This is a genomic window from Mycobacteroides sp. LB1 (assembly GCF_013449725.1).
Lineage (GTDB): Bacteria > Actinomycetota > Actinomycetes > Mycobacteriales > Mycobacteriaceae > Mycobacterium.
Genome location: NZ_JACCFF010000001.1, coordinates 677,606 through 690,198, shown reverse-complemented (window position 1 = coordinate 690,198; position 12,593 = coordinate 677,606). Strand labels below are relative to the sequence as shown.

The following is a 12,593-nucleotide window of genomic DNA, read 5'->3' as shown; positions in this document are numbered from 1 at the left end:
GGCGCCTATGCCGTGGGATACGAGGGCAGTATTTTCTCCCAGCTTTCGATCTCGCCGGGTATCACCCGGAAGATCGGATGCGGCCGCAACCTCAATGCCCTGTCAGCCGATCCGGGTACGGAATCTCGTTGCGCCAGCTTGGCGTCCAGAAGCCATCGCTCATACGCCAGTTGCCCGCGGTGAACATCGATCCAGGGTTCGAGTACGGAAGCCGGCACCCCGATGAGGTCCCGGTTGAACCGGTAACCGCGATGGTCGGCCTCGTCGGCCAGGCCGGTCAGGTATGCGCCGATTCCGTCGAGCGGCTGTTCCAATGTTTTGAACCGGTCCAGCTGCGGGTGATTGCGGTATCCGCGCGTGCGCCCCTGCAGCACTTTCTGCGCCAGCAGTGTTTCCCGCCAGCACGCAACGAGCCCCTTGGCATCGAGGTTCCCCGGGTGCAGTGACCACAGTCGCATGTCATCTCTGTACCCGAAGACTTACAGATTCACCAGCTCACCTGAACGCCGCCACAGTTCCTGTTGGGCCTCTTGATCCGATCGGATTCGCACGGCAGGTAGTACCCCGAGACCGGGAGTGGAGGTGAAGAACTGCCCAGTGGTCGTGGCGAGGTCTTCGTCGAGGACCAATCGTATGCCCATCCGAGCTCCTTGATCGGGCCGCCGCACGAAGGGTGTGCGCGAGGCCAGACCCGCGGCGGTGGTGAGGATGCGGCTGTCTCGTACCAGCCCGGTCGACACCATGCCGGGACAGAAGCAATTGACCGTGACTCCCGTGCTGTCGAGGCGTCGCGCGAGCTCCTGGGTGAAGAGGATGTTCATCAGCTTTGACTGCCCGTACATGATCTCCGAGCCGATCGCGTTGTATCGGCGGGGCTCTGCGAATCGGTCCATGTTGATGCGTGGCCATGAGCGGTGCGCTTCAGACGCGGTGATGACGATTCGTGCCCGGTCCGCGGCCGTGATCGGGTTGAGCAGCAGATTGGTCAGTAGGAACGGCCCGAGGTGGTTGGTCGCGGTCATCAGGTCGTACCCGTCGGCGCTGGGCTTGCTCGACATGGAGTGAATGCCTGCGTTGTTCACCAGGGTGTCTATCCGGGGGTGCGTTCTGACAATCTCCGCGGCTGCGGCCCGGACCGAATCGAGGTCGGCGAGATCGGCCTGTATGTACTCGGGCGCCGACAGTGCCGAGTTTTCGGCAGCGAGTTCGTGGACGGTCTCGGCCGCCTTATCGGGGTCCCGGGCCAGCAGCGTCAACAGGGCGCCGCGCCGGACGAGAACGCGGGCGATCTCCTTGCCAATGCCATTGGTAGCGCCGGTGATGACGATCCGCGAACCGGCGATCGGACGTTCGAGGTATGTGCTCATGACCCTCCTCAGTGAGTGAGCAGTATGTATTCAAATACAGTCAGTATTTGAATGCGGTGAGCATTGCAAGGTCGTCGGGCCGTGTCAAGAGCTGGTGTTGGCCCTGCTGGTCGTGCGGGGCTCGGTACATTGACCTGGTGCCGAAACGCCTCAGCCGAACGGAGTCGCAGGAGCGCACCCGTGCCAAGCTGATCGAGTCAGCGACGCACCTGTACCTGCAGCATGGCTACGCGGCGACATCCACCGATCAGGTGGCTGAGGCGGCGGGGTTCAGCAGGGGTGCCCTGTACTCGAACTTCAAGAGCAAGGAAGATCTGGCGCTTGCCGTTCTGGACAGCCACACCGAAGAGCAATTCCAGGAGATCATTGCCGCGGCGACCGATGCTCCCCGCGAGCGGTTCACTCGCTTTGAGACCTGGCTGACGAAGTCGATGGGGGACCGGCGCTGGGCCCTGCTCAAATCCGAAGTCGCGCTGTCTGCACGGGCCAACCCGGAACTGCGCCAGCAGCTTGCGGCCAGGGATCAAATGGCCAGGCAGGCCCTCGCCGCTCTGCTCGGACATCTCGAGGCGGAGAGCGGGGTCGCGCTGCCCGTGCAGCCGGATGTGCTGGCTCGCGCAATTCTGGCTCTGGCCAAGGGGATTGCCATCGAGGGTTTGATCGACGACGACATCTCGCCGGACTGGATCATCGACTTGCTCAAAAAGAGCCTGCCCCCGGCGATACTCGACTGAGCCTGCGCGCCGTTAGATCCCGAAGGTCAGCGTGATCTTGGCGCCCGGTTCGAGGTGTGTTCCGGCAGGGGGATCCTGCGACACGGTGCGGCTCTTCTGGTTGGGGTCGTCCACCGGAACCTCATTGGTTTTGACGTTGATCCGGCCCAGCTTGCGCAGAATGGGGTTTACGTCGGTCCATTGCATTCCGACCAGATTGGGCATGACGCCCGGTTGAACCGTCACAGCGGTCGTAGCCGACGGGCTCGAGGGTCCGTCTTGAGTTGCGGGTGTTGAGCATCCTGCCAGCAACCCCGCGGCAACGCAGATCGCAGCCACCGTCCTCATCGAGCCCCCTCCCAATACTTTTGGCGTACCAGTCCTTTGGCCAGCTTACCGGTGGGAGTGCGCGGAAGGGTATCGGTGAAGTCGAAGCTACGGGGCACCTTGTACCGGGCGATCCGCTCGCGCAGGTAGTCGGTGAGCTCCGCGGCGAGCGTTTCCTGATCAGCCGACGGATCGGCCGGCTGCACCACTGCCTTGACCGATTCCCCCATCTCGGCGTCGGGCACACCGATGACGGCGACATCCAATACCGCGGGGTGCAGCGCCAGGGCGTTCTCGATCTCCTGGGGGTAGATGTTCACGCCCCCGGAGATGATCATGAACGCCTTGCGGTCGGTGAGAAACAAGAAGCCGTCCTCGTCGACGTATCCGATATCGCCCGTCGTTGTCCAGGTGTCATGCGCGGGATGGCAAGCACTACGCGTCTTTTCGCTATCATTGTGGTACGCGAACGGCAACTCGTCTCGCTCGAAGTACACCAGTCCGGCCTCGCCCGCGGGTAGCTCGACACCCTCTTCGTCACAGATATGCAGAACGCCGAGTGCCGGGCTGCCGACCGAGCCCGGCCGCTTGAGCCAGTTCGCGCTGTCGATGAAGGTGACGCCATTGCCTTCGGTGGAGGAGTAGTACTCGTACAGGATCGGCCCCCACCAGTCGATCATCGAACGCTTGACCTCGATCGGGCACGGGGCGGCGGCGTGGATGGCCACCTTCAGTGTGGACACGTCATACCGGTCCCGTATCTCCTTGGGCAGCTTGAGCATCCGCACGAACATCGTCGGCACCCACTGGCTGTGGGTGATCCGATGCTTCTCGATCGCGGCCAGGCTGCTCTCGGCGTCGAAGCGATCCATCACCACCACGGTGCCGCCCATCGATTGCACGACGCCGGAGAAACGTAGCGGCGCTGCATGATAGGTGGGTGCGGGCGACAGATACACAGTGTCGGCGTCGAAGCCGTACAGATGGGCGAACACCATCAGCGGGTTACCCGGTTCGTCGATCTGTCGATCGGGTAGCGGAATCTTGATTCCCTTGGGGCGGCCGGTAGTTCCCGAGGAGTACAGCATGTCTGTGCCTGCGGGCTGGGAGGGGAGCGGGTCGGCCGAGGTGTTACCGACTGCGTCTTCGTACGAGTCGTACCCGGCCACTTCGCCGCCGAGAGAGAGGCGCACCTTGACCGCGGGGATGTCGTTGAGGATCGCCTCGGCCTGTTCGCGCACGCCTGCGGCAACGACAAGTGCCGCGGACCCGGAGTCGTTGACGATGTAGCTGATCTCCGCGGGGGCGAGATGGTGGTTGACCATCGTTATGTATAGCCCGGAACGCAGTGCGGCCCAGTACGCGACGAACACCTCGGGAACGTTGTCGCTCATCATCGCGACGTGATCGCCCTTGCGTAGCCCTGCGTCATGCCAGAAACGGGCCAGTCGGCGCGACTGCTCGTCCAGCTGACCGTACGTGAGCGTGGTCCCGGAATCTGCCATCACGACGGCGGGCTTGTCGGGGAACTGCGAAGCGTGGGTACCTGGGTACACGAACGAGGACCTTTCGACGGCGTTGTCTGCGGCGTCGTCGACTGTACTTGACACACTGTCAAGTCTGAATCGGGACTGCGCTGAGAAAGCACTATTGGCCGAAATGATGCGCTGAGCGCAGGCTCGACGGCGACAAAGGGGAGCAGTGCTCGACTCAATGCGAGCGGATGTCTTGCGAGCCCGGTGGTGCCCCACGAGGATTCCGGTCCGTGACCGACGAACAGTCCGGCGCTTCGGCACCTGCCGAGGACCAGCGCACAACCTCTCTCATCGCGCGCATCGGCGTCGACTGGTGGGCAACCATCATCGCCGGTGTGATCGCCCTACTCGCGGTAGCCAACGTGCTGCCCAAGATTCCGTGGTGACCCGATGACAACTACACAGACCGCCGACGAGGCGTACGAAAACCCCGAGGCGAGCTTCACCTCCACACGGCTGCTCGACTACGTACCCGGCATCCTGCTGCTCATCGGCGTGGGTCTGCTGGGCAAGTACGCGCAGATCTGGTGGAAGGACCTGGCCAAGGCGCAGCACTGGACCGTCCCCGATATCGAATATGTGTTGTGGGCCATCGTGATCGGCCTGTTGATCACGAACACCATCGGGCTGCACCGCATCTTCCGCCCCGGGGTGCAGACGTACGAGTTCTGGCTCAAGATCGGCATCGTGGCCCTCGGCGCTCGATTCGTCCTGGGCGATGTCCTCAAACTGGGCGGCACCAGCCTGGTGCAGATCGTGATCGATATGACGGTGGCCGGCGCCATCATCTTGTTGGCGGCCAAGTGGTTTGGTCTCAGCGGAAAGCTGGGCTCGTTGTTGGCGATCGGCACCTCGATCTGCGGGGTATCGGCGATCATCGCGGCCAAGGGTGCCATCCGGGCGCGCAACTCGGAGGTCAGCTATGCCATCGCGTCGATCCTCGCGCTCGGTGCGGTGGCGCTGTTCACCCTGCCGGCGATCGGCCACGGGCTCGGCCTGACCGACTACGAGTTCGGTCTGTGGGCCGGTCTGGCCGTCGACAACACCGCCGAGACCGTCGCCACCGGACGTCTCTACTCCGAGCATGCCGGTGACATCGCGACGGTCGTCAAGTCCACGCGCAATGCGCTCATCGGATTCGTGGTGCTCGGGTTCGCGCTGTATTGGGCCGCCCGCGGCGAGGCGGACACGCTCGCGCCCGGTATCAAGGCCAAGGCCGCGTTCGTATGGGACAAGTTCCCGAAGTTTGTGCTGGGCTTCCTGGCAGTGTCCACCGTCGTCACCCTGGGATGGCTGACCAAAGGCCAAGTCAACAACCTCGTAAACGTCTCCAAGTGGGCGTTTCTGCTGACGTTCGCCGGGGTGGGACTGAACACCAACTTCCGTGAGATCGCCCGCAGCGGTTGGCGTCCCCTCGTGGTCGCGGTGATCGGTCTGGTGGTGGTGGCTGCGGTGTCTCTGGGCCTCGTGCTGCTGACCTCGCGCGTGTTCGGCTGGGGGGCGCACGTATAGATCGGGCGGTATCGACGCGCGGGCCGTCGTCAGGCCGATGTCTTCGGTGCGGTCGCGGACTCAAACTAGCTGCTCGCGGCGCTCTGAGCGGGTAAAGATCCGGGGGTGTTCACACCCAACTTCATGCGATAGGCGACGATGGAGGTGTGGAGTGTCAGGTAGTGCGCGAACAGCTGTCGGCGTGGGTCGACGGTGAGCAGGCGAACGTCGCGCGCAAGCGTTTGGACGAGCATGTGCTGTCCTGCGCGTCCTGTCGGGAATGGCTGGGGAGGGCGCGCGGGCTGGAGCGTCAGTTCGCCTACGCGCGTTCGGCGCCGACCCATGACCTGACCGGGCAGATCCTGGCCGCCGCCGCTGTCGAACCCCTGACTCGCACCGCCCGCTATGTGCACTGGGCGCGTCACAACATCAACCGATGTGCGCTGGTGTTAATTGGGCTGCTGCAGTTGGGGGTGGCCGGCATGCAGGTCGCCGGAATCGACTTCGGGATGGTGTCCTCGCATCACCACGGTGCGATGACCGGTGAGCACCTCATGAACGAATCCACCGCCTGGGTGGTGGCGCTGGGCGTGGCCATGGTGATCGCCGGTGTGCGGCCCGCCGCCGCCGCCGGAATGGCAACGGTGCTGGGCGCATTCGCGTTCGTGCTCACCGGATACGTCATCAACGATGCCGTCAGCGGGCAGGTGACGCTGGCGCGCATCGTCAGCCATTCACCCGTGCTGCTCGGGTTGATTTTCGCGTTGCTGGTGCTGCGTGACTACCGCGCCGGACGTATCCCGCCGAACCAGCATCGCGCCGTGTTCCTCGACGAGGTGAGTTCGGGGGAGCGGCATCTGCGCTCTACGGACAATTCAGCCGCCTGACGTCTCCGCTGAGCGCGCACTAGTTGCGCGCTCGCGCGGAGGATAGGCGGCCCGCTACGAATGCCCACGCGAGATCGATCGCGAGGAACACCGCCAGGGAGATTCCGAGTAGCGGTGTGAACCAACCAATCCCGACGACCACCACCGCGACGGCGACCAGCTCCACCGGTTTGAGGGCAAGCAGACCGCCACGCCGCGGCGGTACCGGCCCGCGCGCGCTCTTGGTCGGACGCCTCTGCCACCACATCAGGTAGCCGCGGGTGATGACGGTCATGAGCCCGATCACGATGAGCGCCACCAGGATCTGATTCGGGATGCCGAACAGGATGCCCATATGGCCGTCGATCGCCCATTCGGTCGACTTCTGCAGCAGCGACCAGTCGGAGAAATTGCTGCGCCCGGTGATCTCGCCGTTGGACGGGTTCACCGTGATGGTGTCCAGGTGTGTCGGGATATCGCGCTTACGTTCGGACACCAGCCACGCGGTGTTGGCATCCGGCGGCGGTGTCATCCATATCGGGCCCCGTAGGCCGGCATCGCGCGTCGTGCGTAGCACTGTGTTGACGCCCGCAAGGGGCTCGCCGCTGGAAGCCGATGCCGCAGTGTGATGCTCGTGCCCGGTCATCGGCTTGGCTGCCGCCGGATCCAGATCCGTGGATAGTGCCGGGCGGATCGCCTGGGTGATGTTGCCGATGTTGGTGCCCGCATAGCGTGACCAGGTGAGCCCGGTGACCGAAAGCGCGAGCAGTCCAATGACTATCCAGACCCCGACGGCGCCGTGCCAGGTCAGTCGGCGTCGGCGTGGGGTGGCGTCGCGGTCGGGGAGCGCAAGCCTGTTCAGCCGCCCGGTGCGGCGGCGGTAGCCGATCCACAGGAACAGGCCGCCGAGGGCCACCACCCACAGCCAGCTGGCCGCCAGCTCGCTGTAATTGCGTCCGAATGAACCCAGGTGCAGGTTCCGGTGCAGCTCGTCGAACCACGCTCGCACGGGCAACCATTCGCCGTAGGTGGTCAAGGTTCCGCGAATCTGACCGCTGTATGGGTCCACGAACACCGTGCGCGAGTAGTCGATGGGCACGTCTTCGGTCGCGAAGACAATCCGCGTGGTGTCATCGGCGAGCGCAGGCGGACGGATCGACGTCACCGTGCCCCCGGGCTGCGTCGCCGTCGCCGCCGCCACCTGATCGGAGAGCGGTAGCTGCTGGGACCCGACGGAATCAACCTTGAGTTCGTGCCGGTACACCGCGGCATCGACCTGCCCCACGAGCGCGTACGCGAGCCCGGTCAGTGCCGCGATCAGCAGGAACGGGCCGATGAGGAGCCCGGCGTAGAAGTGCAGGCGTAACACGATCGGCGCGAATCGTCCCCAGACGGTATCGGGATTGGACTCGCGAGCCTCAGACCGTTCCTCGGTATATGTCACGAAATATTGGTCGGATGCGTCACCCAAAGAGTTCCCGCTGTTTTCTGCTGAGTGTCTACGACATAGAGTAGGAGTCGTGGCCACCGGCACCGATGACGACCAGCTGCTTGAGCTTGCGTTGTCCGCTGGTCGCGGCGATCAATCCGCACTGGAATCGGTAGTCAAGGCGACCCAGGCCGACGTGTGGCGATTCGTCGCCTACCTGGCCGATACCGGCGTTGCCGACGACCTCACCCAGGAGACGTACCTGAGGGCGCTCGGTGCGCTGCCGCGGTTCGCGGGACGCTCTACGGTCCGTACCTGGCTGCTGTCGATCGCGCGCCGCGTAGTGGCCGACCATATTCGCCATCTGAAGTCCCGGCCTCGTATCGCGCACGGGGCCGACTTGGAGGAGGCCTCGCTGCGCCGCCCGACGCACCGGTTCGAGGAGTTGGTGGAGATCAAGGCACTTCTCGCCGCGCTCGACGATGACCGGCGTGAGGCATTGGTGCTGACGCAGGTTGTCGGCCTGTCTTATGCCGAGGCGGCGGACGTGTGCGGTTGCGCGATCGGCACCATCCGGTCCCGGGTGGCACGTGCCCGCGATGAGCTGATCGGCTGGTCCGAACCCGAGAATTTGACCGGCTAGAGATCGGCTAGCGCGACAAACGCTGGGCGATTTCCTGGAGGTTGGCTTCCATTCCGGCGCGCCAGTCCTGGAGTCGGCGTGACACGATCCGAGCCTCCTTCTCGGGCATCGCGACGATCGCCGGTGTCAGTCCCGACGGGCCCGGGCCGAGGCGCCCCCATTGCCGCACGATCACCCCGTCACTGGCCGGCTCCACCTCGAAACTCCAACTGGCCGCGTAGGTATCGCCATCGGATAGCACGTTCCACACCCAACGGGACTCCGGCTCGACCTCGGTGATCACCGAGACGGTGTTCCATTCGGAGCCATCTCCGCCGTTGGTGCCCCTGAACCGTGCGCCAACCGCAACCTTGTCCGCTCCGTCGAGCCATTTCGCGGTGATGAGCTCGCCCGTGCAGCCGGTGGGGAGCGTGATATCGGTGACGAGAGCCCACGCCTCGGTTACCGTTCCTGACATCCGTTGGGAGACTTCGATAGTCGGACAGTCGCGGTATCGCATAGGCTGATCCTACGTCTGCAAATGGAGGGTCGGATGCGTATTGGTGTGACGATCGAACCGCGGCTGCCGGGTGCCGCCGACTTCGCGCGGCGTGCAGAGCGGTTGGGCGTCGCCTCGCTGTGGGTGCCCGAGGTGTGGGGGTATGACGCTCTCACCGGCCTTGCCTACCTGGCGGCCTGTACCGACACCATCGGGCTGGGAACCTTCGTGGTTCAGCTCGGGTCGCGGTCGCCGGCATTATTGGCGACGTCGGCGCTGAGCATTCAACAGCTCTCCGGCGGTCGATTCATCCTGGGTGTGGGGGCGTCCGGCCCGCAGGTGATGGAGGGGTGGCACGGCGTCCGCTTCACCAAGCCGGTGCAGGCCACGCGGGAGACCATCGACATCGTCAGGACGGTCGCACGTGGGGAGCGGCTCCAGTATGAGGGCCAGGTGTACACGCTGCCACTGCCGGGAAGCTCTGGAAAACCCTTGCGGCCCATGGTGGTACCGCAGAATCTACCCATCTACAACGCGGCCATGGGTCCGGCGAACCTGGCGCTCACCGGTGAACTTGCCGACGGCTGGCTCGGCAATTCCTTCATCCCCGAGCTGGCCGAGGTATTCCTCGGCCCCATCCGCGACGGAGCTGTGGCGGCGGGGCGGGAGCTGGGTGATATCGACCTGGTGGCGCCGGTGGCCCTCGAGTTCGCCGATACCGGAACCAATGCCGCTGTGGCGATCAGGCGCCATGCTGCGGGATATGCATTCACGATCGGCGCGATGGGAGCGTCCGGACGCAACTTCTACAACGAGGCGTTCACGCGGCTCGGCTACGGCGATGGTGTTCGCGCGGTCGAATCATTGTGGCGCGCCGGCGATCGGGATGCTGCCCGTGACGCCGTGCCCGATGATCTTGGCCGCCTTACTAACCTCGTCGGCACCGACGAAATGATCGGTGAACGGCTGGAACGCTATCGCGCCGCGGGCATCTCGACACTTCTGATTAAGCTCGACACTCCATTCGACGAGCAGCTACGGGCGCTTGATCGCTTGTTCGCGCTGCTCTAGAGCGCGCGTACCGCGCTGGTGATCGGGGTGTTGCCCTCGGTGAGAAACAGGATCTGGTGCACTGTGTTCGATGTCGTGAGTAGTTGGGCGACCACCGCCGCAACCTCGGCACGGGGAACAGGCCCGCGTTCGATCGTGCTGGCCGACAAGGTGACTGAACCTGTCGGCGCCTCGTCGGTGAGCAAGCCGGGACGCAGGATCGTCCAGTCCAGGCTGTCGCGAACGCGCAGGTCTTCCTCGGCCGCCGTCTTTGCGATCGCATAGGCGATCCACGATTCGTCACCCTCGGTCGGTGCGGGCCCGCCTGCACCGAAAGCACTGATCTGAATGAACCGGCGCGCACCCGCATACCCCGCAGCATCGGCGAATAGCACCGCGGCCGCTCGGTCCACCGTGTCCTTACGGGCGGGCCCGCTACCCGGTCCCGCGCCCGCTGCGAACACCGCGGCGTCAGCGCCTCTCAGGGCCTCTGCCACATCGTGTATGTCGGCTGCCTCGAGATCGAGTACGACGGGCTGCCCACCCCACGATTCCACGTCGGCAGCGTGGTCGGGATTACGGATCAGTGCGATGGCGGTATCACCGCGTGCCGCCAGTAGGCGGATCAGATGCGCGGCGATCTGACCGTGACCTCCGGCGATGACAACTTTCTGGGGCATGCTGTTCCTCTCGGGTGACAACGATCGATAACCCCGACGCTATCTCGGTCATTCCCGGCGGGGGATATCGGTTCCACAAGGTGCACTTGTTAGCTGTCAACATTCTTTTGTTAGTTGCAACGTCGCATAGCTCGTTATAGTCGGGCTTGCTAAGCGCTGCCGCCGATTTCAATGAGGAGTGGATATGGTCGACACCCCGGGGACAATCGATCCGGTTCAGCCGTACCGGCCGCAGGACCGGCCGCTGGCAGGCAAGGTGGCTGTGATCAGCGGGGCATCGGCGAATATGGGTGCGGCCCTTGCTCGGACGCTTGCACACGACGGTGCTCAGGTCGTGGTGCACTACCGCAGCGACAACAAAAGGGAACTAGCGGACACGGTGGTCCGGCAGATTCAGGAGGCTGGCGGTGATGCCGTCAGTTTCCAGGCCGATCTCTCGATTCCCGAGAATTGCACCAAGCTCGCCGACGCCGCCTTCGAGGCGTTCGGACGGTGGGACATCCTGATCAACACGGCAGGGATGATCGTCCGGAAACCCTTGGCGGACATTAGCGAAGACGAATACGATGCGGTCTTCAACGCCAACGCCAAGACGGTGTTCTTCATGATGCGCGAGGCGGCGCGCCGGATGGCCGATAACGGCCGGATCCTGAGTTTCGTCACCACCATGGTTGGTGCACTGGCCCCGACCTACAGCGCGTACGCGGGATCCAAGGCGCCCGTCGAACACTTCACCAAGTCGCTGGCCAAAGAGGTTGGCGGCCGCGGGATAACGGTGAACTGTATTGCCCCCGGGCCTTTGCAGACGAGCTTCTTCTACCCCGCCGAATCAGATGACAACATCGCCTGGCTGGAGTCGATGAGTATCAACGGGCAGATCGGGCGCGGAGACGACATCCTGCCCGTGGCCAGGCTGCTGGTGCTGCCGGAATCGGGATGGACGACGGCCCAGACCATATTCGTCAACGGTGGCATTATCTCCACGATCAACTAGGAACGTTGTCCTCAATGACTGACCCCACGGTCAAGCGCCGTGCACTGATTATCTTGTCGTCGGCGCGTGCGCTACCGCTGCTCGCACCGCCGTCTGTGCCACAGATCCCGATCGGCTTCTTCCATGTCGAGCTGGCGCAAGTGCTGGCCGAATTCGAGGGTGACTACGAGTTCACGCTGGCCACCCCGGACGGTGCCGCGCCGCAGATCGACGTCAATGGCTTCTCGATCCCGTGGCACGCGACCGACCGGATGACCGAGGTCTACGCGAGTTCGGTGGCGGCATTCTCCAGCCCCGATTTCGATATCGACGCGTACCGGCACGAACACGCCGACCTGGTCGAGCGGCGCGAGCGTGAATTGCAGCTCCTAGAAGGCCAATTGGGCAGGCTTCCGATCACGGAACCACTACCCTCGACGGATGCGGAGGTCCGCGCGTTCCGCCCTGAGGTGGTGCGCCGGGTGGAGGCCTTACCGTCGCGTCCATACCTGTCGCTCCCCGAGCTGATCGGCAGGCACCGCGACCCTTCGGACAGCTTTAGCTTCGCTGATTTTGATTTCATCCACGCCCCCGGCGGGCACGCCCCGATGGTCGATTTCCACAAGAATCCCTGGCTCGGCGAGGTATTGCACACCGCCCGGGAGAACGCCGTGTACATCTCGTTGATCTGCCACGCGCCGATCGCCTTGACCTCCACGAACCTGCGGGTGGATCAGAACGGCTCCCCGTACCGCGTCGAGGACAACGTTTTTCTCTCCGCCGAGGTCACCACGGTAGGTAAAGAGGGCGAGACCGGCATGCTCGACCAGGGGTATGTGCACATCCCGCCCGGGCCGACGCGCCTGGAGTACTTCGTGGATGAGGGCCTGCGTGAGGCTGGTTTCACCGTCAGGACTGCGTCCGTCCCGACGTCGCTTATCCTGCTCTCGGACAAGCGGATCGGCCTCGTCACCGGGAACGGTCCGCAGACGGTGGATGTTCAGGCGGCCGATATCCGCGCGGCGGTCACCAGAACCTAGA

Annotated in this window: 15 protein-coding genes; 8 read left to right on the top strand and 7 right to left on the bottom strand. The window is 64.2% G+C overall.

What is annotated here, in order from left to right:
• Positions 1-5 precede the first annotated feature (5 nt).
• Positions 6-458, bottom strand: a complete 453-nt coding sequence (locus MLB1_RS03520; RefSeq protein ID WP_180748320.1) for a pyrimidine dimer DNA glycosylase/endonuclease V — start codon at positions 456-458, stop codon at positions 6-8.
• 21 nt (positions 459-479) lie between these two features.
• A complete protein-coding gene (locus MLB1_RS03515) occupies positions 480-1,367 on the bottom strand; it encodes an SDR family NAD(P)-dependent oxidoreductase (protein ID WP_180748319.1) in 888 nt (295 codons plus the stop codon).
• Between the two features lie 137 nt (positions 1,368-1,504).
• Between MLB1_RS03515 and MLB1_RS03510 the strand changes: the two genes are divergently transcribed.
• On the top strand, positions 1,505-2,101 hold the full coding sequence (locus tag MLB1_RS03510) for a TetR/AcrR family transcriptional regulator (RefSeq protein WP_180748318.1): 597 nt from the start codon (positions 1,505-1,507) through the stop codon (positions 2,099-2,101).
• 12 nt (positions 2,102-2,113) lie between these two features.
• On the opposite strand, the gene MLB1_RS03505 is transcribed toward MLB1_RS03510, so the two are convergent.
• Together MLB1_RS03505 and MLB1_RS03500 are read right to left on the bottom strand one after the other, a co-directional pair.
• Complete coding sequence (locus MLB1_RS03505) at positions 2,114-2,305, bottom strand: PASTA domain-containing protein (protein WP_180749671.1); 192 nt, start codon at positions 2,303-2,305, stop codon at positions 2,114-2,116.
• Between the two features lie 119 nt (positions 2,306-2,424).
• Complete coding sequence (locus tag MLB1_RS03500) at positions 2,425-3,963, bottom strand: acyl-CoA synthetase (RefSeq protein WP_180749670.1); 1,539 nt, start codon at positions 3,961-3,963, stop codon at positions 2,425-2,427.
• A 209-nt stretch (positions 3,964-4,172) separates the two neighbouring features.
• On the opposite strand from MLB1_RS03500, the gene MLB1_RS03495 reads away from it, so the two are divergent.
• From MLB1_RS03495 to MLB1_RS03485, 3 genes are all read left to right on the top strand, one after another.
• Positions 4,173-4,328 carry a hypothetical protein gene (locus tag MLB1_RS03495; protein ID WP_180748317.1) on the top strand — a complete coding sequence of 52 codons (156 nt, stop codon included), beginning with the start codon at positions 4,173-4,175 and terminating at the stop codon, positions 4,326-4,328.
• 4 nt (positions 4,329-4,332) lie between these two features.
• On the top strand, positions 4,333-5,454 hold the full coding sequence (locus MLB1_RS03490) for a YeiH family protein (RefSeq protein WP_180748316.1): 1,122 nt from the start codon (positions 4,333-4,335) through the stop codon (positions 5,452-5,454).
• A 146-nt stretch (positions 5,455-5,600) separates the two neighbouring features.
• Positions 5,601-6,320: a DUF2275 domain-containing protein gene (locus MLB1_RS03485; protein ID WP_180748315.1), complete on the top strand. Its 720-nt coding sequence runs from the start codon at positions 5,601-5,603 to the stop codon at positions 6,318-6,320.
• A 19-nt stretch (positions 6,321-6,339) separates the two neighbouring features.
• Here MLB1_RS03485 and MLB1_RS03480 read toward each other — a convergent pair whose 3' ends face one another.
• A complete protein-coding gene (locus MLB1_RS03480) occupies positions 6,340-7,743 on the bottom strand; it encodes a PepSY domain-containing protein (RefSeq protein ID WP_180748314.1) in 1,404 nt (467 codons plus the stop codon).
• A 76-nt stretch (positions 7,744-7,819) separates the two neighbouring features.
• Between MLB1_RS03480 and sigC the strand changes: the two genes are divergently transcribed.
• Entirely contained in the window at positions 7,820-8,371 is a 552-nt protein-coding gene (sigC, locus tag MLB1_RS03475; RefSeq protein WP_180748313.1) for an RNA polymerase sigma factor SigC, read from the top strand.
• A 7-nt stretch (positions 8,372-8,378) separates the two neighbouring features.
• Here the strand turns inward: sigC and MLB1_RS03470 are convergent, their stop codons facing one another.
• Positions 8,379-8,870, bottom strand: a complete 492-nt coding sequence (locus MLB1_RS03470; protein WP_180748312.1) for an SRPBCC family protein — start codon at positions 8,868-8,870, stop codon at positions 8,379-8,381.
• A 33-nt stretch (positions 8,871-8,903) separates the two neighbouring features.
• On the opposite strand from MLB1_RS03470, the gene MLB1_RS03465 reads away from it, so the two are divergent.
• Entirely contained in the window at positions 8,904-9,920 is a 1,017-nt protein-coding gene (locus tag MLB1_RS03465; RefSeq protein ID WP_180748311.1) for an LLM class flavin-dependent oxidoreductase, read from the top strand.
• Here MLB1_RS03465 and MLB1_RS03460 read toward each other — a convergent pair.
• The gene (locus MLB1_RS03460) at positions 9,917-10,579 is read right to left on the bottom strand and encodes an NAD(P)H-binding protein (RefSeq protein ID WP_180748310.1); all 663 of its coding nucleotides are present in this window, start codon (positions 10,577-10,579) and stop codon (positions 9,917-9,919) included. The genes MLB1_RS03465 and MLB1_RS03460 overlap by 4 nt on opposite strands.
• Positions 10,580-10,763: 184 nt before the next feature.
• On the opposite strand from MLB1_RS03460, the gene MLB1_RS03455 reads away from it, so the two are divergent.
• Together MLB1_RS03455 and MLB1_RS03450 are read left to right on the top strand one after the other, a co-directional pair.
• A complete protein-coding gene (locus tag MLB1_RS03455; RefSeq protein WP_180748309.1) occupies positions 10,764-11,573 on the top strand; it encodes an SDR family oxidoreductase in 810 nt (269 codons plus the stop codon).
• 14 nt (positions 11,574-11,587) lie between these two features.
• Positions 11,588-12,592, top strand: a complete 1,005-nt coding sequence (locus MLB1_RS03450) for a hypothetical protein (protein WP_255485577.1) — start codon at positions 11,588-11,590, stop codon at positions 12,590-12,592.
• Position 12,593: the final 1 nt, after the last annotated feature.